This is a genomic window from Mycobacterium malmoense, from assembly GCF_019645855.1.
Lineage (GTDB): Bacteria > Actinomycetota > Actinomycetes > Mycobacteriales > Mycobacteriaceae > Mycobacterium > Mycobacterium malmoense.
This window is the reverse complement of record NZ_CP080999.1, coordinates 241,068-259,522: the sequence shown is the minus strand read 5'-3', so window position 1 is coordinate 259,522 and position 18,455 is coordinate 241,068. Positions and strand designations below refer to the sequence as shown.

Sequence of the window (18,455 nt, the reverse complement as noted above, 5' to 3'; positions counted from 1 at the left end):
GGTAGACAGCCAGTAGAATACCGTTGTGTTGATCGCACCGTCTCGGAGGGTGGGCGCCATGCGTCGTGCGGCTCGTTATCTATTCGTTATGGTGGCGATCACGGCGTTGGGCGTGGCGGGAAGCGGCGCCCGCGGCCTGGCCGCGGTCCCGGTGCCCGAACCGGTTCCCGGGGTTGCCTCGATTTTGCCGGCCGATGGGGCGGTGGTGGGTGTGGCGCACCCGGTCGTGGTGACATTCACCGCGCCGGTCACCGATCGCGTTGGCGCGGAACGGTCCATCCGTGTCCTGTCGCCAAGCAACATGCCGGGCCACTTCGAGTGGCCCGAGAGCAATGTCGTGCAGTGGGTTCCAAACCACTACTGGCCCGCACACACCCATGTCTCGGTGGGAGTGCAGGCCCTGACGACGGGCTTCGACACCGGCGACGCGTTACTCGGCGTTGCCAGTATCTCGGGGCACACGTTTACCGTCAGCAGAAACGGTGAGGTGCTCCGCACGATGCCGGCGTCGATGGGCAAGCCCACCCGCCCGACGCCGGTCGGCAATTTCACCGCCCTGGAAAAGCAGCGCACCGTGGTGATGGACTCGCGGACCATCGGTATCCCGCTGAGTTCGCCCGAGGGCTACAAGATCACCGCTCAGTACGCGGTCCGGGTCACGTGGAGCGGTGTCTATGTGCACTCGGCCCCGTGGTCGGTGAACTCGCAGGGCTACAGCAACGTCAGCCATGGCTGCATCAACCTGAGTCCGGACAACGCCGCGTGGTATTTCAACCAGGTGAACGTCGGCGATCCCATCGAGGTCGTGGCCTGAAACCCGCCCACGGCTCCATGCGCGCCAGCCAGCGTCGACTTGCCACGCAATTTCGCGGGACCGTCTAGCCCAACAACTCGGACGGCCGGGGTGTGATAACGCTCACAACGCTTGAACGGAAGACTGGCCTGGGACGGTGAGTTGTCCGTAGACGAGTGATTTGAGCGAGGGGCTGCGCATGACCGGTGACGCGAGGGTCGAAAAGAGTGCCCGTCCGAGTGCGGGCGAGACTGAACGGGAACGGGTCGCCCCACGCGTCGACCGGTTGTACGCCGACGACGCGCAGTTCCGGAACGCCAAGCCAGACCCCTCGCTGCGGGAGGCGGCGCGCCAGCCGGGTCTTCGGCTCCCACAGATCCTGGAAATGTTCGTCGAGGGCTACGCGGATCGCCCCGCGCTGGGCTGGCGGGCGCGCTCCCTGACAGCCGATCCCGCGACCGGACGCACCACCGCGCGGCTGTTGCCGCGGTTCGACACCATCAGCTACCGCGATTTGTGGGCCAGCGTGCGTGCGATCGCCGGTGCGTGGCGCCAGGACGCCGCCAATCCCGTGACGCCCGGGGATTTCGTCGCCACTATCGGTTTCGCCAGCGCCGAGTATCTTACCCTCGATCTGGCATGTGACTATCTCGGTTTGGTGGCCGTGCCGCTGCAACACAACGCCGCGGCGTCACGGCTGCAACCGATCATCGCCGAGGTCGAACCGCGGGTTCTCGCGGTGGGCGCGGAATACCTTGATCTTGCCGTCGAAGCGGCACTGGGCGCCACGTCGTTGCGCCGCTTGGTGGTTTTCGACTACGAGCCACGGATCGACGATCAGCGCGAAAACCTCGAGCGCGCACGGGCGAAGCTGACGAACGCCGGCATGGCGGTGGCCATCGAAACGTTCGACGAGCTGATCGCTCACGGTCGCGCGTTGCCGCCCGAGCCGATGTACACCGGCGAGACCGACCAACGGCTGGCCATGATCCTGTACACGTCCGGCAGCACCGGATTGCCCAAGGGCGCCATGTACACCGAGCGCATGGTCTCGAAGGTGTGGACCAACGACCTGATGCCCGACTTCGCGGACACGCCGGTCCTCAACGTCAACTTCATGCCGCTGAATCACCTGGGTGGACGCATACCGCTGTCGTCGTCGTTCCAGGCGGGCGGCACCAGTTACTTTGTGCCGGAAAGCGATTTGTCCACGCTGTTCGAGGACTGGAACCTGGTGCGGCCCACCGAGATGGGCCTGGTGCCGCGGGTCGCGGAGATGCTGTACCAGCGCTACCAAAGTGCCGTCGACCGGCTGGTCGCCCACGGCGCCGATGCCGCCTCCGCCGAGGCGGACGCGCAAGCCGAGCTGCGCGAGCGGGTCCTCGGCGGTCGCATCGTCACGGCCTTTTGCGGCACGGCGCCGCTGGCGGCCGAGATGAAGGGTTTCGTCGAGGCCTGCCTGGACGTCCACGTGCTCGACGGCTACGGTTTAACCGAGGTCGGAATGGTGACCAAGGACGGCCTGATCACCCGGCCCCCGGTTCTGGACTACAAGCTCGTCGACGTTCCCGAGCTCGGATACTTCCTTACCGACAAGCCTTTTCCGCGCGGCGAGCTGCTGGTGAAGTCGCTGACCGCCACTCCCGGATACTTCAAACGGCCCGACGTCACCGCCGGCGCCTTCGATCCCGACGGCTACTACCGGACCGGTGACGTGATGGCCGAGCTCGACCCGGATCGGCTGGCCTACGTCGACCGGCGTAACAACGTGTTGAAGTTGGCCCAGGGCGAGTTCGTCGCCGTCGCCCGGCTGGAAGCCGTGTTCGCCAGCGCGGCCCTGGTCCGCCAGATCTTCGTCTACGGCAACAGCGAGCGCCCCTACCTGTTGGCCGTCGTCGTCCCGACCGCCGACGCGCTGGAAAGGTTCGCCGACGATGCCGACGGCCTCAAGGTTGCCCTCAGTGAATCATTGCGTCGGGCAGCGAAACTCGCCGAGTTACAGTCCTACGAGGTGCCGGTCGACTTTCTGGTCGAGCCCGAGCCGTTCAGCGAGGACACCGGCCTGCTGTCGGGGGTCGGCAAGCTGCTGCGGCCGAAGCTCAAAGAGCACTACGGTCAGCGGCTCGAGGAGCTATATGCCGAGCTGGCCGCCAACCGCGCGGCCGAGTTGCGTGCGCTGCGCGACGGCGCGGCGAACCGCCCCGTGATCGACACGTTGACACGCGCCGCCGAGGCGCTGCTGGGCCTGGCCGGCGGTCCGCCGGAACCGGACGCGCTTTTCGTCGAGCTTGGCGGCGATTCCCTGTCGGCGTTGACCTTCTCCAACCTGCTGCATGACATCTTCGACGTGGAAGTGCCGGTTGGGCAGATCATCGGTCCGGCAACCGATCTGCGTCAGCTGGCGGAATACGTTGATTCCGAGCGTAACTCGGGATCCCGGCGGCCCACATTCGCGACGGTCCACGGGCGTGACGCAATCGAGGTTCGCGCCGCTGACCTCACCCTGGAAAAGTTCATCGACACAAAGACTTTGGCCCAAGCGCCCGCACTGCCGCGCGCCACCGGTACCCCGCACACGATTCTGCTGACCGGGGCCAACGGCTACCTGGGACGCTTCATGTGTCTGGAATGGCTGGAGCGGCTTGCCGAGACGGGCGGGCGGCTCGTCTGCATCGTGCGCGGCACGAACGCCGAGGCGGCCAGCAAGCGGCTGGAGGATGTCTACCACAGCGGGGATCCGCGCTTGGTGCAACGGTTCCGCGACTTGGCCGCCGACCATCTCGAGGTCGTCGCGGGCGACATCGGCGAGCCGAACCTGGGCCTGGACCAAGCGACTTGGCGGCGGCTGGCCCAGGACGTGGATCTCGTCGTCCACCCGGCGGCACTGGTCAACCACGTCTTGCCCTACGAGCAACTGTTCGGCCCCAACGTCGTTGGCACTGCCGAGTTGATCCGCCTGGCGATCACCACGCGCATCAAGCCGGTCACCTACATGTCGACCGTCGCGGTCGCCATGTCCGTCGGCCCGGGCGCGTTCGCCGAAGACGGCGATATCCGGGTGGTCAGCCCGGTCCGACCCGTCGACGCCGGCTACGCCAACGGGTACGCGAACAGCAAGTGGGCCGGCGAGGTGCTGCTGCGGGAGGCGCACGAGCTGTGCGGCCTGCCGGTCTCCGTTTTCCGGTCCGACATGATCCTCGCCCACAGCCGCTACGCGGGACAGTTGAACGTGCCAGATGCGTTTACCCGGTTGATCTTCAGCCTGCTGCTGACGGGCATCGCGCCGTCATCCTTCTACGTACCCGACGATCACGGCAACAGGGCCGACGCGCATTACGACGGGCTGCCCGCCGACTTCGTGGCCGAATCGGTCACCACACTCGGTGAACAGACGGACGCATCCGGCGCTTTTCGTTCCTTCGACGTGATGAACCCGCACGACGACGGCATTTCCCTGGACGTGTTCGTGGACTGGTTGATCGCCGCCGGCCACGACATCCGGCGCATCGACGACTATGACGAATGGCTCGGGCGCTTCGAAACCGCTCTTCGGGCCCTACCGGACGGGCAGCGTCAGCACTCCGTCCTACCGCTGCTCGATGCTTACCGGAAACCCGAGACACCGTTGCGCGGCGCGCCGGCCCCGACGGACGTCTTCCGTGCGGCGGTGCGGGAAGCCAAAATCGGTGCGGACGAAGACATTCCGCACCTGTCCGCGGCCCTGATCGACAAATACGTGTCGGATCTGCAGTTGCTGGGCCTGGTCTAGGCTAGCCGGGCAATCCGTTCTTGATTGCGGCATCTTGCTTGCGGCCGATGTCCGTCGCTACGCCCGGATCAATCGGATCGTTGGGCGCGCTGTCGAATTCGAGGTTGACGAGCGCCTTGCCCTCGGTGAACAAGAGCACCGTCACCGCTTGGGAGTTGTTCGGCGAAGTACCGGAAATCATCGCCCCGTTGGAACCGACGTTCACCGGCTGCCACGCGCCGCTGACCTTGCCCGCGTAATTGGTTTTGGTGTTCTCCAGCCCGGCCACCGCGGCCGCGGGATCGGCGACGATCAAGATGGTGTCCCCGATTCGGCGGCTGTTGTCGGCGTTGGCAAATAGCTGCGCAACACCGGCCGCATTGTTGGGATTCACCACGGGCGACTGGGGAGTGGTGAAGTCTCCGCCGATGTCGCTGGGCTTGATCAGCAACGAACTGTAATCCATGGGTTGGCCCGGCGCCGGGCCCGTCACGGTGCTCGAACCGGTCGACGACGCGGGGGCGCTCGAGGATGTCGCCGAAGACGACGGTGACGAGGTTTCGTGGTCGTTGCCGCAGCCGGTGACCGCGGCGCCGGTCACAATGGTGGCCACGGCACAGCCGGCGACGGTGGTTCGAGCAAGCTCCATGGGCGTTCCTTCCGTCAAATCCACGCCGATCCACGTCGCAGGTCTACCGGTGACGCCCGAGGCTCCCGTGAAATGCCGACGGGACAAGTGCAGCGCATACGAACATACGCGCAAATGCCCGCGGCTGGGGCGCCGGTTGGCGGCCTATGCTGGCGTGGGGTCGGGCAGGTTTGCGGTGTAAGGAGAGCCAGATGACTGCTGCGGTGGCGCGTGCCGTGCGGTTCGACCGTTACGGGGGCCGTGACGTGTTGTATGTGGCGGACGTGGAAATGCCGTCGCCAGGGCCGGGCGAGGTGGTGGTCGAGGTGCGCGCCGCGGGGATAAACCCCGGCGAGGCCGGCATTCGAGTCGGGGCGATGCATGACATGTTCCCCGCGACGTTTCCGTCCGGCGAGGGCAGCGACCTCGCCGGTGTGGTGACCGCGGTAGGGTCGGGCGTCGCCGAGTTCTCGGTCGGCGACGAGGTCTTGGGGTTCAGCCTGCGCCGATCCAGCCACGCGACCCACGTCGCCGTCCCGGTGGGGCAACTGATCCGTAAGCCCGCCCAATTGAGTTGGGAGGCAGCGGGTTCGCTGTACGTGGTCGGTGTGACCGCGTATGCCGCCGTCCGCGCGGTCGCGCCCCAACCGGGAGAGACGGTCGCCGTTTCGGCGGCCGGGGGCGGGGTCGGCAGCCTCGTGGTGCAACTTTTGGTGCTGCGCAAGGCGCGGGTGCTTGGCATCGCGGGGCCAGGCAACGCCGACTGGCTGCGCGCGCACGGCGTCGTCCCGATCGCCTACGGTGCCGGGCTGGCTGAACGGCTGCGAGAAGCGGCGCCGGACGGGATCGACGCGTTCATCGACTTGTTCGGTCCGGAGTACGTCCAGCTCGCCGTGGATCTCGGCGTGCCACCCGAACGGATAGAGACCATCATCTCGTTTCAGAAGGCGGGCGAAGTCGGCGCCAAGACCGAGGGCAGCATGGACGCGTCGACGCCGGAGGTGCTCGCCGAAATGGCCGACCTGGTCGCTACGGGCGCCATCGATTTCGACATCGCGGCCACCTTTCCGCTCGACCGGGTCGCCGACGCCTTCGAGGAGCTCGAGAAGCGGCACACCCACGGCAAAATCGTTCTGCTGCCGAACGGTTCACCGTAGCGGTCTCGTTGGCGAGGGCCTGAGGCGCCGACGAGCTTATGGGCGTAATCATTGGCGGGTCAGGCCATACCGGCCTGCGCGACCTTGACGACCACCAACGCGACGGCCACGACCAGGTAGCCGCGCAGGGTGAACAACCCCGCCCGGCGGACCGGCGACATGGTCGGCCGGGCGAGCGTGGCGAGGTTGGGCGTCTGCCAGTTCGCCCGGTCCTGTCGGCGGACGGCACGTCGTTCGGCGCGCGTGAGCGTCGGTGTGTCGTCGAGTTCGTCGACCTCCTCAGGGTCCAGGCCACCGCCGAGCGTCCCCACGACGGCTTCCGCGTCACGCAGGTCGCTGTACCGGCGACCGGCGATGATCGTGACGGCGCCGCCGACGATGCCCACCGCCGCGCCGGCCGCAAGCCCGGCCCCGATGGTGGCCGTCGACAGGACCGGGAAGAAGGTCGTCGCCGTCAATGCCAGCGACAACAGCACCAGAGACCACACGATGGTCCACGCGACGATGTTTTGCCGCACGCTGTTCACCCACGGGCCCAGCACCGCGCGGTCGTTGCAAAGCAAGACCAGGAACACGGTCGCCGACGGCAGCAGGACACCGGCGAGCGCCTGTACGCCCTGGGTCACCAGGCCCAGGATGTGGTCGGGGGCGAACGCGACCGCGGCTGATGCCGCGAGAAGCAAGGCGTAGCCGCCGTAGAACAACGGGGCCTCGCTGATCTTCCAGTGCAGCGAGTGCCGCTTGCCCATCGCGTCGCCGATGGCATAGGTGGTGGCCAGCCCGATGGCGTTGGCCCCGATCAGCGATGCGTCCAGCAGGATGATCGCGAACAGCGCCCCCACCGTGCTGCCGAGGTGCTTGGACAGGCCGGATGCGACCGCGCCGGCATCGGTAAAGTTGCCGACGTCGGCGGTGCCGGCCAACCCGAACGCGGTCACCGCCATCAGGGCCGTCGCCCCAACCATGACCACGACAATTCCGATGACCAAATCCACTCGCGCATAAGCGATCCAGCGGGCGGTGATGCGCTTGTCCACCACGTTGGACTGCTGGAAGAACAATTGCCATGGCGCCACCGTGGTGCCCACGATCGCGATGATCAACAGCAGCACGGTCGAGTTGAGCCCACCCGCGAATCCCGGGATGAGCCCGCCGGCGGTCCCTTTCAGGGTGGGATGCACCAGCAGCACCATCGGGATGATCAGCACGTTCACCGCGATCAGCAGGAACATCAGCCCCTCCCAGCGGCGAAACGATCCCCCGGCTACCGCGGCGAACAACAACACGGCGGCGGCCGGGATCGCAATGATCTTGGGGCAGCCCAAGAATCCGAGCGCCAATGCCACGCCGATGAATTCGGTGACGATCGTCAAGGCATTAAGTAGCAGCAGATCACCAACGCTGAACGCGCCCCAGAATTTGCCGAAGCGCTCAAATATCAGCCGGGCGTGCCCAACTCGGGTGACCGCCCCCAATCGCAGCACCATTTCCTGGTTCACATACAGCACGGGAATCAGCAGCATCAGCGTCCACAACAGGGCCATCCCGTAGTTCTGGCCCGCCTGTGCGTATGTCGCGACGCCGCCGGCATCGTTGTCGCCCACCATCACGATCAGTCCGGGACCGGTGATGACCATCAATGTGCGCAGGCGGCGCCAGCGGCCGCTGAAAGCCCCAGTAGCGCCGGTGTCGTCACGCCGGATACGGCCGAACGCGCCGACGATGTCACCGGTATGCGCAGAATCCAGCACGGCCTGCCCGGCCACATCGGGGGCCGCGGCAGCGGTCCGGCCGAGCGGGGAGGCACGGAGGCCGCCGCGGAGCTGGGTGGAGATCGACGTCATCGGATTTCTCGCTATCTCAACAAGTTCGGGCTCTGGTGGGGGGACCTGTGGTGGCCGCACGGAACGCGCGCTCAGCGATTGGTGCCGTCCGACGGATGTCCGCCCAGCGAGGCCGTGACCATCGCGACCGGCATCCGCGAGACGTACAGGTTGGCCCGCTCCTGCGGGGTCAGCGCGCGCCGCGCGCACAACTTGGTCGCCAGTTGCCGACCCGCACGCAGCATCGACCGTCCGCGCGCCCTCGAAGCAACGGAAACACGGTGTGTACGAATAAAAGCCATGATCGTCTCCTGTCGCAGGCCCGATCGGCTGCGCGACGTTCGGTGCGCAGAACATCACGTGCGCCCGGGCGGGTGCGGCGGCACACGCAAAGCGTCTAACGCGCAGATTCGACGGGCGCCCGAGGAAGTTCAGGCGGCAGAAAGAATGCCGGAACCGGATCGGGACAAGATGGATTTCGGATAGGGACTATCGCCTGGACTGCTCTTGCTCATCTCGCCCTCACCTCCTCACGGCCAGGACACACGCGGGTGTCACTACATTCACCTGAACGGGAGAGGCACGAATGGCCGGCGGACAGGCCGCCGATCGCACCCCTCTCGTCGGAGCTTCGGCACTGCACGGCGTATCCGGAACATCGTCCAGAAGCCACTTGGGCTCAACCCTTGGGTCCGGGAAGAGCTGTCCTGACCCGGGGCGTCTCTCGACGTTCGGGGTCAGTGGCCTGTATCCATGCAGACGCCTCACCTACCGAGGTGCTTGCCGCTCTATGCTCGCACCGCGACCCGGTGCTCGTCAAACTCATTGGCCAAGAATTCTGGCCGAGGCGTCATGCCGCCGCGCAGGGCACTGTGCCCGCACCATGCCCGCGCCACCCCGGCACCGCCCGGTGACGGCCTACCCTCGAGGGCATGGCCATAACTTTGCAGGACCCCAAGGTCGCGACCGCGCTCGACCGGATGTATGCCGAATCGAAGAACCAGATGTCACTGTTGCGCGAAAGGCACGGTGATTTCGAAAGGCCGATGACCGCGCAGGAGCGCGCCGACGCGATGAGCGAGTTCTACATCCCGGTGACGCCCGAGGCCGGCCGCTTGCTGTATGCGCTGGTGCGGGCGACGCGTCCGGCGACGGTGGTCGAATTCGGGATGTCGTTCGGCATCTCCGCCGTCCATCTGGCGTCAGCCGTGCGCGACAACGGCAGCGGCCGGGTGGTGACGACCGAGCTCAGCGCCACCAAGATCGCCGCCGCGAAGCGGACATTCACCGAGACGGGTTTGGACGACGTGATCACCGTTCTCGAAGGAGACGCGCTGTCCACACTTGCCGGCCTGGACGGACCCGTTGATTTCGTCCTGCTCGACGGGTGGAAGGATCTCTACCTGCCGGTGATCGAGCTGCTCGAACCGCGCCTGTCGACGGGCGCGTTGGTGGTCGCCGACAACACCAATGCCCCGGACTCCCAGCCTTACCTCAACCGGGTGCGCAATCCCGACAACGGCTATGTGAGCTTCAATTTTTCGGTTCGGGAGCGCGACAGCATGGAAATCAGCTGCCGCGCAAGCAACTGACGGCTACCTCAGCGACTCCTCGAGCCACGGGGTCAGCCATTTCACCCCTTCCGGGGTGAGGTGGACGCCGTCACTGCGCACCTTGATACCGTCGACCTTGACGGTGTAAACGCCATCGGGACATAGCTTTTTGTTCAGGTCGAGGACCGCGACATTCGGGTGCTGGGCAACGGTCTTGCGCAGCATGGTGTTCCACAGGTTGACCCGATCCGGCTGGTCCTCCGGATACAAGCGACCGGCCGGCTTTTCGCCGCCCCGGCTGTAGGGCACGGTGGCCACCACCACGCGAACGCCGTTGGAGCTCAGGATGTTCAGCGCTCGCTGCAACTCGCCGTTGAGATACGCGTCGAAGGTCGGATCGCCGATATGAGTCCATTGACCCTCGTTGACGCGGTCGACCGTCTCCCAGCGGCCGATGATCAGCAACGCGACGTCCGGCTGGTCCCGGGCGATCTGCGTCGACCACCTGATTGGCCAGGTGTCGCATTCTGGCCGCTGCTCGAGGGTTTGACCGATATACCGATACGGCGTACCGCGCACCAGGCTGCAGCCGATGACCGTGTGGTCAAGGAACGCGAACCCGGGTGTCGGCGGAAGGTAGTGCATCCATGTCCACCCGATCGAATCGCCGAACACCGAAACGGTGAACGGCCGACTGGGATCTCGTGGCCCGGCGGGACGGCTCCCGCCCGGCGGCGACGGCGAGACCGCGGCGACCGCCGAGACTCCGGGCGGCAGGCCGGGCTCACGCAAGCCGGGCCCGGTTCCCACCGGAACCACGAACAACGTCACCGCCGCGGCGCTGGCCACGGTGGCCGCCGCCAGCGGCAACAGCGGCACCCGCGCCGGCCGCCAGCGCCGGATGGGTTGTTCGATCAGCCACCATGAAGCGGCGGCCAATGCCACCGTGGCGCCACACCGCGCGGCGAACAGCGGCAGCCCGGACCATCCGGTGCGTTCACCGTTGAGGGCCAAGAAGATTGGCCAATGCCACAAGTAGACGCCGTAGGAGATGGTGCCGAGCCACACCAGCGGACGCAGGGCCAGGATGCGGGCGACCGCTCCGCGCTGCTCCATTGCCACCGGGGCGACCACGACGACGGCCGCGGCCGCGACCCCGATCAGCAGGCCACGGCGAAACTCTCCGGCACTGCCCGTTGCGTAGTGAGTCGCCGCCGCCAACCCCGCCACACCCACGAGCGGCAGGAAGCGGGCGACCCGCCGTCCCCACCGCGTCCCGATCAGGCACCAGCCGCGGTTCAGCGACGGCCAATCCCTCACGAGCAGAGCCGCCGCCGCGGAGCCGATCAACAACGCCTGCGCGCGGGTGTCGGTGCCGAAATATATGCGGTCACGCGTGGTGTCGGACGCCAGGGCGATGGCGACCGCGGCGGACGCCAGCGCGCCGACGGTGGCGATCACGAACGTGGCGAACCGCACCCCACCCACCGTGGCCCGCCTGAAGTAGCGCCGCGCCCGCGCGGCCAGCAACAGGGTCAGCCCGATCAGCAGGACCGGCCAGACGAAGTAGTACTGTTCCTCCACCCCGAGCGACCAAGTGTGCTGCAGCGGCGACGGTGGCGCGCCCTGGGTGAAATAGTCGGTCTTCTGCGCCACGAACCGCCAGTTCGCCACCCACAGGAATGCCGCGAGCGCGTCGTTCCGCAACCCGGTGAGGGCCTGGTAGGGAAGAAGTTCGCGGGCCGCGGCCACGGTGAGCACCATCAACACCAACGCCGGCAGCAGCCGCCGCGCCCGCCGAATCCAGAAGCCGGTCAGGCTGATACGACCGGTGCGCCCCAGCTCGTCCAGGAGCAGCGACGTGATCAGGAATCCGCTGAGGACGAAGAAGACGTCGACGCCGATGAAGCCGCCGTCCACACCGGGGATGCCGCCGTGCCCGACGAGCACCAGCGCAACCGCTATCGCACGAAGCCCGTCCAGGGCGGGAATGCCACCGCGCCGCTCGGGTTGGTCCCAGATCGCCAGCCGGCCGACGCGGCGCACCGGAGCAACCCATCGGCTCCGCCGAGCAGAACGCGCCGGTGCGGCGTACCTGCCGCCCGGCTCAGTGCTCGCTGGTAGCGCGCCCTGACCACCTTGTCGCCCGGCGCCGTAGTTGCTGCCGATACGTCGTTGCCCCTCCTCTTGATCGAAGCAAGCTTAGAGGCGAACACGCCGGAACCCCCGAAAGACACGCGAAGACACGCAACGGTTTTCCTACCTCGAGCGTTCCTAAATCGGGCCGCCCGATTGGACATCGGCGGTAGCCAGCCCGAGCTCTTCGAGCACCTCCTCGGTATCGGCGCCCAGCTCCGGGGCGGGACCGGCGACCCGACCCGGCGTCCGGGAAAACCAGGTCGGCACGCCCGGGAACCGCACCGGGCCGTGGGGGGTGTCCACCGTCTCGAAAAAGCCGACGGCGTTCAGGTGATCGTCGCCGAACAACGTCGCCGGACTGGACAGCGACGCGGCCGGTATTTCCAGTTCGCGGAACAGTTCCAGCCACTCCCGGGTCGTTCGCTGCGCGAGCGTCTCGGCCAGCAGCGCGTACACGGTGTCGATCTGACGCGCCCGCCGCTCGAGCGTGGCGTACAGATCGCTGGCCCACGGGGGCCGCACGGCCTCCATGAACGCGGCCCAATGCTTGTCGTTGTAGATCAGCGCAGCGATGTGGCCATCGCTGGTGCGGTACGGCCGGCGGTTGGGAGCCACGGTGCGCGGGTAGACCGCGGGGCCCAGCGGCGGATCGAACATGGCGCCATTAGCGTGTTCGACCAGCATGAACGACGCCATCGTCTCGAACATGCCGACTTCCACCTCTTGACCTTCACCGGTGCGCTCGCGGTGGAACAACGCCATCATGGTGGCGTAGAGCGCGGTGAGACCGGCGACCTTGTCGGCCAGTATGGTGCCCACATAGTTGGGCTCACCGGTCAGCTGCTCCTGAACGAACGGCAACCCGCAGGCCGCCTGGATCGTGTCGTCATAGGCGGGCAGGTCCCCGTTCGGTCCGCGCCGGCTGTACCCGTAGCAGTTGGTGTAGACGATGGCGGGGTTGATCGCCGCCACCTCGTCGTAGCTGAAGCCAAGCCGCGCAACGGCTTTGGACCGCATCGAGTGAATGAAGACGTCGGCCCGTTCGATGAGCGCCCGCAGGACGGACTTGCCCGACTCGGACTGCAGGTCGACGGTGATACCGCGCTTGCCGCGGTTGACGTTGACGAAGACACCGCCCATGCCCCGGACCGGCCCGACCGAGATGTAGCGGGTGTCATCGCCTTGCGGGGGCTCGACCTTGATCACGTCGGCACCCATGTCGGCCATGATCTGGGTGCAGTAGGGTCCCATCACCATCGCGGTGAGGTCGACGACGCGCACGCCGGCCAGCGGGCCCGAGCTAACCATGGTGCGCGCCTTCCTTGCGTGCGGCGGTCTCGAAGCTGTAGCGGATGTGATCGGTATGACCGTCGGGGACGACGGGAAACACCAGTGGCGCAGCGGAATAGCGGATGGCATCGATCTGCTCGGCCACGTCTTCGATGGACCACGACGGGCGGTGCACGCCGGGCGTTTCGGCGACCATGGCCCTGGCCACCCGGCCGGCGACGGCGATCAGCATCTCGCCGGTCACCGGGCAGGTTTCATGGGCCAACAGGCCCACCACGGGCGCCACCAGCTCGGGACCCATCGGCGGATACGCCGAAATATCCAGGCCTTCGGCCATTCTCGTCACGGCTGACGGAACGATGACGTTGCAGAGCACGCCGTCGGCGGCGCCTTCGAGCGCGACCACGTTGGACAGGCCCACCAGGCCCGCCTTGGCGGCGGCATAGCTCGCGACGCCGTGGTTGCCGTACAGGCCGCCGATCGACGAGGTCAATACGATGCGGCCGTAGTGCGCGTCGCACATGAGCGGGAACGCCGGACGCACCACGTGGAAGGCGCCCCGCAGGTGAACGTCGATGACGGCGTCGAAGTCCCGGTAGCTCATCTCCTTCAAGGACCCCCGCCGCACGTTCCCGGCGTTGTGGATGAGGATGTCGATCCGCCCGTAGTGGTCCAGCGCCGCCGCGATGATCGCCTGGCCACCCTCGGGCGTCGCGACCGACTCGACGCAGGCGACCGCGTCGCCGCCCGCCGCCCTGATCTCGGCCGCCACCCGTTGCGCCGGTCCGGGATCCGTGCCGGCGCCGGTCAGGGCGCCGCCGGTATCGTTGACGACCACCTTGGCACCCCGGGAAGCCAACAGGAGGGCGTACTCGCGTCCCAGTCCGCGGCCCGCGCCGGTCACCACGGCCACCCGGTCGTCGAATCTCAGCTCGGCCATCATGATCCCAGCGCGAGGCCGGCGAGATCACCCTTGTCACGCCACTCGGCCAGCAGTTCGGCGAAGGCGTAGAAACCCGGGCCGTACGGTTCACCCAGGTGCGAGCGGATGCCCTCACCCTCCTTGGCGCCGGCACCACCGCCCTCGTTGTTGTAATAGCCTGGCGTGCATTCCAAATCGAACTGACTGTTGTCGATCGCGGTTTCGCGGATCGTCGTGCACCATTCGTCTTGGGCCGCTTGGGTGGGTTCGACGGTGACCGCGCCGCGCGCCAGCGCTTGGGAGATGATGTAGGCGATGTGCTCGCCCTGCAGTTCGTAGTTGGCCGCGATGTTGGCCGAGATGCCGACCTGGGTGAAGCCGGTGAAGAACTGGTTGGGGAAGCCGCGGCTGGTCATTCCGTGAAGCGTTCTGTAGCCGTCGCGCCAATGGTCGAAGAGCGACTGGCCGTCCCGGCCTTCGATCGTGTCGATGGAGTACCGGCGGCTGATCTCGGTGGTGATCTCGAACCCGCTGGCGTAGATGATGCAGTCGAGTTCGTACTCGATGCCGTTGGCAACCAAGCCGTTTGCCGTCGCCCGCTCAACGCCCTTCGTCGACGACACGTCGACCAACGTCACGTTGGGGCGGTTGAAGGTCTGCAGGTAGTCGTCGTTGGTGCAGGGTCTCTTACACAGGAACCGGTAATAGGGCTTGAGCCCCTCGGCCGTCTCGGGGTCCTCGACAATGCTCTCGACCCGGCGGCGCAGGCGCTCCATGACCTTGTAATCCTCTTCCTCGCGGATGGCCATGAACTGCTCGGGGGTTATCGACGCCGGATCGTCCAAAGTCATGACCCGCGCGGCGGTGTTGCGACCGAGTTCGGTCCAGAAGTCGCAGACGTAGTCGGGTTGGCCCAGCGCCATTCCCTCGAACGTCCAAGCGTGGAAATTGCGCTGCCGCTCCTTCTGCCAGCCGGGCCGTAACGATTTCACCCACTCGGGATCGGTCGGTACGTTGTTGCGGGCGCCGACGGACGAGGGGGTTCGCTGAAAGACGTAGAGGTGCTTGGCATACCGGCCCAGGAACGGAACGATCTGGATGGCGGTCGCCCCGGTGCCCACGACCGCGACGCGCTTGTCGGCGAGCTTGCCCAGCCCGCCGGAAACGTCCCCGCCGGTGTATCCGTAGTCCCAGCGTGACGAGTGAAAGCTGTGCCCCTTGAACTCCCTGATGCCCAGGATCCCCGGCAGCTTCGGCCGGTGAAAGGGCCCGGACGCCATCACCACGAACCGCGCCCGGATATCGTCGCCACGGTCCGTGCAGACCCGCCAGCGCTTGATCGCCTGGTCCCAGTGCAGCTCGCGGACCTGGGTGGAGAAGATCGCGGAATCGTAGAGGCCGTAATGCTTTCCGATGCGCCGGCAATGGTCATAGATTTCGGGGCCGTCGGCGAACTTCTTCGACGGAATGAAGCTGAGCTCTTCGAGTAGCGGTATGTAGCAGTAGGATTCGTTGTCGCACTGGATGCCCGGGTAACGGTTCCAATACCACACGCCGCCGAAGTCGCCTCCCAGCTCGATGATTCGGACGTCCTCGACTCCGGCCTTCTTCAGGTAGGCGCCGCACAGCAGGCCGCCGAAGCCGCCGCCGATCACGGCGACGTCGATGTCCGCCGATATCGGGTCGCGGACCAACGGTGGCGAATGCGGGTCGGTCTCGTAGTAGCCGGCGAAGTCGTCGACGAGTTCGACGTACTGCTTGGACCCTTCGGGGCGCAACCGTTTGTCGCGCTCCTGGCGGTACTTTGCGCGCAGCGCCTCGAGATCGACATCGTCCGGCGTCTCGGTCGGCGGGCACTCCGGGTTCGTCATGTCAGCGCGTTTTCCGGGAGTGCCGCGGGGTGCAGGGGCGCGTCCATCTTGTGCACGGCGGGCAGCACCTCTTTGGCGAACAGCTCCGTGCTCGCCATCGCCTCGTGGTGGGGCATGGTGCCGAACTGCGGGACGATCGTCAGCTCGGAAAACGAACAGGCCTTCTGGGCGGCGGTCAGCCTGTCGAAGATCTCCTCCGGCGTCCCGATCAGCAGATTGGACGCGTGATAGCCCGGGGTCTTGGGCGCCGAACGTTTGGCATCGCCGGTGACCGACGAGGCAAGGACGGCGGTCGCGCTGGCCTCGCGCGCCGCGTAGGCCTCGTAACCTTTGACGCCCTTGAAGTTTGACGCGTCAGCGAATCCGTAGTGCACGGTGACGTCCCGGTTGGCGGTCCAGATCCATTCCTCGGACTTGGCGGGGTCCCCGGTGGTGCAGTACATGAACATCACGTTCTTCGGTTGGCAGGGCGGCAGGCCTTCCTCCTTACGGAAGATGTTCACCTGCTGCACTTCTCGTCCGGCGTCCTCGATCGGCTTGTTGCCGACGAACAGCGGGACCATTCCACGGCGGGCGAGGATCTCCAGTGATTCGGCGGTTGACGATGAACTGTAGATGCGGGAGAACAGGTCACGGCTCTGGGGTTCGGGGCGCAGCGACATCTCGGGCACCGTGAAGATCTCCCCTTCATAGGAGAACCGCTCCCCGGATAGCGCCAACTGAAGGATGTCGAGGGTTTCGTTGAAGCGCTGCCTGCTCTCCTCGCGGGGAACGCCGACGGCATCGAACTCGCCCTTCGACACACCTCGTCCGATCCCGATCGTCGTGTATCGCCCGTTGGAAAGGATGTCGAGGTAGGCGATCTGGTGCGCCAGCCGGACGGGATGCCACCACGGCGCGACAACGACGAAGGTGCCCAGGCTGATGCGTTCGGTACGTCCGGCGAAATAGCTCAACGCCTGAATCGGGTTGGGCGTCATGCCATACGGTGTCCCGCAGTGCTCTGGCATCCAGATGCCGTCGAATCCGAGCGGTTCGGCCAGATCGGCAATCGCGAGTGTGGCTTGGACGCAGTCGGCGTCGGGGGTCGCGGGCGGGTGGCTGAAATCTCCAGCCAGCACGCGCTCCCAGTCGTGGGAGTTGTGCGATCCGAACCCAAGATTGACTTTCATCGCTCCATCTCCGTTGCTAATTGTCGAGGCGCCCCAGTCCCCATGTACTTGGCGAGGTTACGGTGCAGGTTTGCGGTACTGCGCTCCATGTAGGGGTTGGGCTTAGGGCCGCGGAAGCCCAACGATTTCATGCCCTGCTGAACGGCGGCCATGTTGGAAAAGTCCTGCGGCAGCACGCTGCGCCAGTTCGGATCGTCCGGCGGCGCATACACCCACTCCGTCTGCGGCTCTTCACCTTTGGGATACAGCTCGTAGCACGAGGCCTCGAAAATGCACTTGTCGGGGTCGTAGCCGTCGGGCCGGGCGCTATAGCACAGCGCGGTGGTCAGGCCTTGTCCGATTTGGAAGTTCGGAAAGATCTGCCACGCGGTGCCGCTCTTGGCCAGATGCTCGGGGTCGATCGCCGGCCAGATCACGCCGCGCGCGGCATCGTCTCGCCGCGCCGAGGACAGCCAGTGCTCCAGCACCTGGCCGGCGGCCGCGTCTTCGGGCAATTCGTCGACCAGCCGCCGCGCCGCGTTCACCAGCGTCTGCGTGGTGGTGGCGTTGGTTTCCTCCAACGTGTAGGTCTGCATCTCGGCCGTCGAGATGCGGGGGTCGGCCCCGGTGCCGAGCCGGATCTTCGATTTTGTTTCTTCCAGGTCCTTGGGCGCGTCGTAGCCGATGTTGCTGTGTCTTCCCTGCGCCATGGCCCAGCCGCGAAAGTTGCCGAATTTGTTGAACTGCGGGTGCGTGGTGGCGACGTGGTAGGTCTCGTTGAACGCCTCCATCGCGACCTTCCAGTTGCACTCGAAATGCAGCCACTTGCGCCATTTGCAGCGCATGTCCTGCAGCCGGAAGGGATCGAGCATGGTGGCGGCGGGCTCGAGGTAGTCACGCAGCGGCTCGCAGGCCGGGTCCATGTTGATCCAGATCCAGCCGCCCCAGGTGTCGACATTGACCGTCGCCAGGTGGGTGTTCTCCGGCGTCAGAGCGCCCCGCCAGTCGGCCCGCTCGGGTATGTGGATGCAGTTGCCGTCCTGATCGTAGGTCCAGCCGTGAAATCCGCAGACGAACGACTTCCTATGGCCGCAAGCGCTTTTGGCGCCCTCCGGAATGTCCACCAACCGGCGGCCCCGGTGCATGCACACGTTGTGGTACGCCTTGAAGGTGTCCGGGCCCGTCCGCGCCACGATGACGGAATCGTCGAGAACGTCGTAGGTGAGGTAGCTGCCCGCCTTGGGGAGATCTTCGACGCGCCCGACTTGCTGCCACACCTTCCGCCATAGCCTGTCGCGTTCGGCGCGCAGATAGTCCTCGGAGACATAGGCTTCCACCGGGAACGTGACCGGCTCGGTCAGTTCGTCAGCCGCGTCCATC

The 18,455-nt window shown here is 66.4% G+C and carries 13 protein-coding genes and 1 riboswitch; of the genes, 4 read left to right on the top strand and 9 right to left on the bottom strand.

Annotated features, from left to right (window positions below; translation table 11 throughout):
* Nucleotides 1–58 precede the first annotated feature (58 nt).
* Nucleotides 59–814, top strand: a complete 756-nt coding sequence (locus K3U93_RS01200; protein ID WP_071512641.1) for a L,D-transpeptidase — start codon at nt 59–61, stop codon at nt 812–814.
* 178 nt (nt 815–992) lie between these two features.
* Entirely contained in the window at nt 993–4,562 is a 3,570-nt protein-coding gene (gene car / locus K3U93_RS01195; RefSeq protein ID WP_083009013.1) for a carboxylic acid reductase, read from the top strand.
* A 1-nt stretch (nt 4,563) separates the two neighbouring features.
* Here the strand turns inward: car and K3U93_RS01190 are convergent, their stop codons facing one another.
* Complete coding sequence (locus K3U93_RS01190) at nt 4,564–5,190, bottom strand: hypothetical protein (RefSeq protein ID WP_071512642.1); 627 nt, start codon at nt 5,188–5,190, stop codon at nt 4,564–4,566.
* Between the two features lie 191 nt (nt 5,191–5,381).
* On the opposite strand from K3U93_RS01190, the gene K3U93_RS01185 reads away from it, so the two are divergent.
* A complete protein-coding gene (locus K3U93_RS01185; RefSeq protein WP_083009010.1) occupies nt 5,382–6,326 on the top strand; it encodes an NADP-dependent oxidoreductase in 945 nt (314 codons plus the stop codon).
* Nucleotides 6,327–6,385: 59 nt separating this feature from the next.
* Here the strand turns inward: K3U93_RS01185 and K3U93_RS01180 are convergent, their stop codons facing one another.
* Together K3U93_RS01180 and K3U93_RS01175 are read right to left on the bottom strand one after the other, a co-directional pair.
* Nucleotides 6,386–8,170 (bottom strand): NRAMP family divalent metal transporter, encoded by a 1,785-nt coding sequence (locus K3U93_RS01180; protein WP_071512644.1) that lies wholly within the window; start codon nt 8,168–8,170, stop codon nt 6,386–6,388.
* Nucleotides 8,171–8,241: 71 nt separating this feature from the next.
* Nucleotides 8,242–8,394, bottom strand: a complete 153-nt coding sequence (locus K3U93_RS01175; RefSeq protein ID WP_176219868.1) for a hypothetical protein — start codon at nt 8,392–8,394, stop codon at nt 8,242–8,244.
* A 363-nt stretch (nt 8,395–8,757) separates the two neighbouring features.
* A riboswitch (M-box (ykoK) riboswitch) is annotated at nt 8,758–8,932 on the bottom strand.
* A gap of 149 nt (nt 8,933–9,081) precedes the next feature.
* Here K3U93_RS01175 and K3U93_RS01170 point away from each other — a divergent pair.
* The gene (locus tag K3U93_RS01170; RefSeq protein ID WP_083009008.1) at nt 9,082–9,741 is read left to right on the top strand and encodes an O-methyltransferase; all 660 of its coding nucleotides are present in this window, start codon (nt 9,082–9,084) and stop codon (nt 9,739–9,741) included.
* A gap of 3 nt (nt 9,742–9,744) precedes the next feature.
* On the opposite strand, the gene K3U93_RS01165 is transcribed toward K3U93_RS01170, so the two are convergent.
* The 6 genes from K3U93_RS01165 to K3U93_RS01140 all read right to left on the bottom strand — a co-directional run bounded on the left by K3U93_RS01165 (nt 9,745) and on the right by K3U93_RS01140 (nt 18,454).
* Nucleotides 9,745–11,748 carry an acyltransferase family protein gene (locus tag K3U93_RS01165; protein ID WP_083009005.1) on the bottom strand — a complete coding sequence of 668 codons (2,004 nt, stop codon included), beginning with the start codon at nt 11,746–11,748 and terminating at the stop codon, nt 9,745–9,747.
* A 228-nt stretch (nt 11,749–11,976) separates the two neighbouring features.
* On the bottom strand, nt 11,977–13,149 hold the full coding sequence (locus K3U93_RS01160; protein ID WP_083009002.1) for a CaiB/BaiF CoA transferase family protein: 1,173 nt from the start codon (nt 13,147–13,149) through the stop codon (nt 11,977–11,979).
* Nucleotides 13,142–14,071 carry an SDR family NAD(P)-dependent oxidoreductase gene (locus K3U93_RS01155; RefSeq protein WP_083008999.1) on the bottom strand — a complete coding sequence of 310 codons (930 nt, stop codon included), beginning with the start codon at nt 14,069–14,071 and terminating at the stop codon, nt 13,142–13,144. The genes K3U93_RS01160 and K3U93_RS01155 overlap by 8 nt, the downstream gene beginning before the upstream one ends.
* Nucleotides 14,071–15,924 (bottom strand): flavin-containing monooxygenase, encoded by a 1,854-nt coding sequence (locus K3U93_RS01150; RefSeq protein ID WP_083008996.1) that lies wholly within the window; start codon nt 15,922–15,924, stop codon nt 14,071–14,073. Before K3U93_RS01150 ends, K3U93_RS01155 begins: the two co-directional genes overlap by 1 nt.
* Nucleotides 15,921–17,096, bottom strand: coding sequence for an LLM class flavin-dependent oxidoreductase (locus K3U93_RS01145; protein ID WP_083008994.1), 1,176 nt, complete (start codon nt 17,094–17,096; stop codon nt 15,921–15,923). The genes K3U93_RS01150 and K3U93_RS01145 overlap by 4 nt, the downstream gene beginning before the upstream one ends.
* The gene (locus K3U93_RS01140) at nt 17,093–18,454 is read right to left on the bottom strand and encodes an aromatic ring-hydroxylating oxygenase subunit alpha (protein ID WP_083008991.1); all 1,362 of its coding nucleotides are present in this window, start codon (nt 18,452–18,454) and stop codon (nt 17,093–17,095) included. Before K3U93_RS01140 ends, K3U93_RS01145 begins: the two co-directional genes overlap by 4 nt.
* Nucleotide 18,455: the final 1 nt, after the last annotated feature.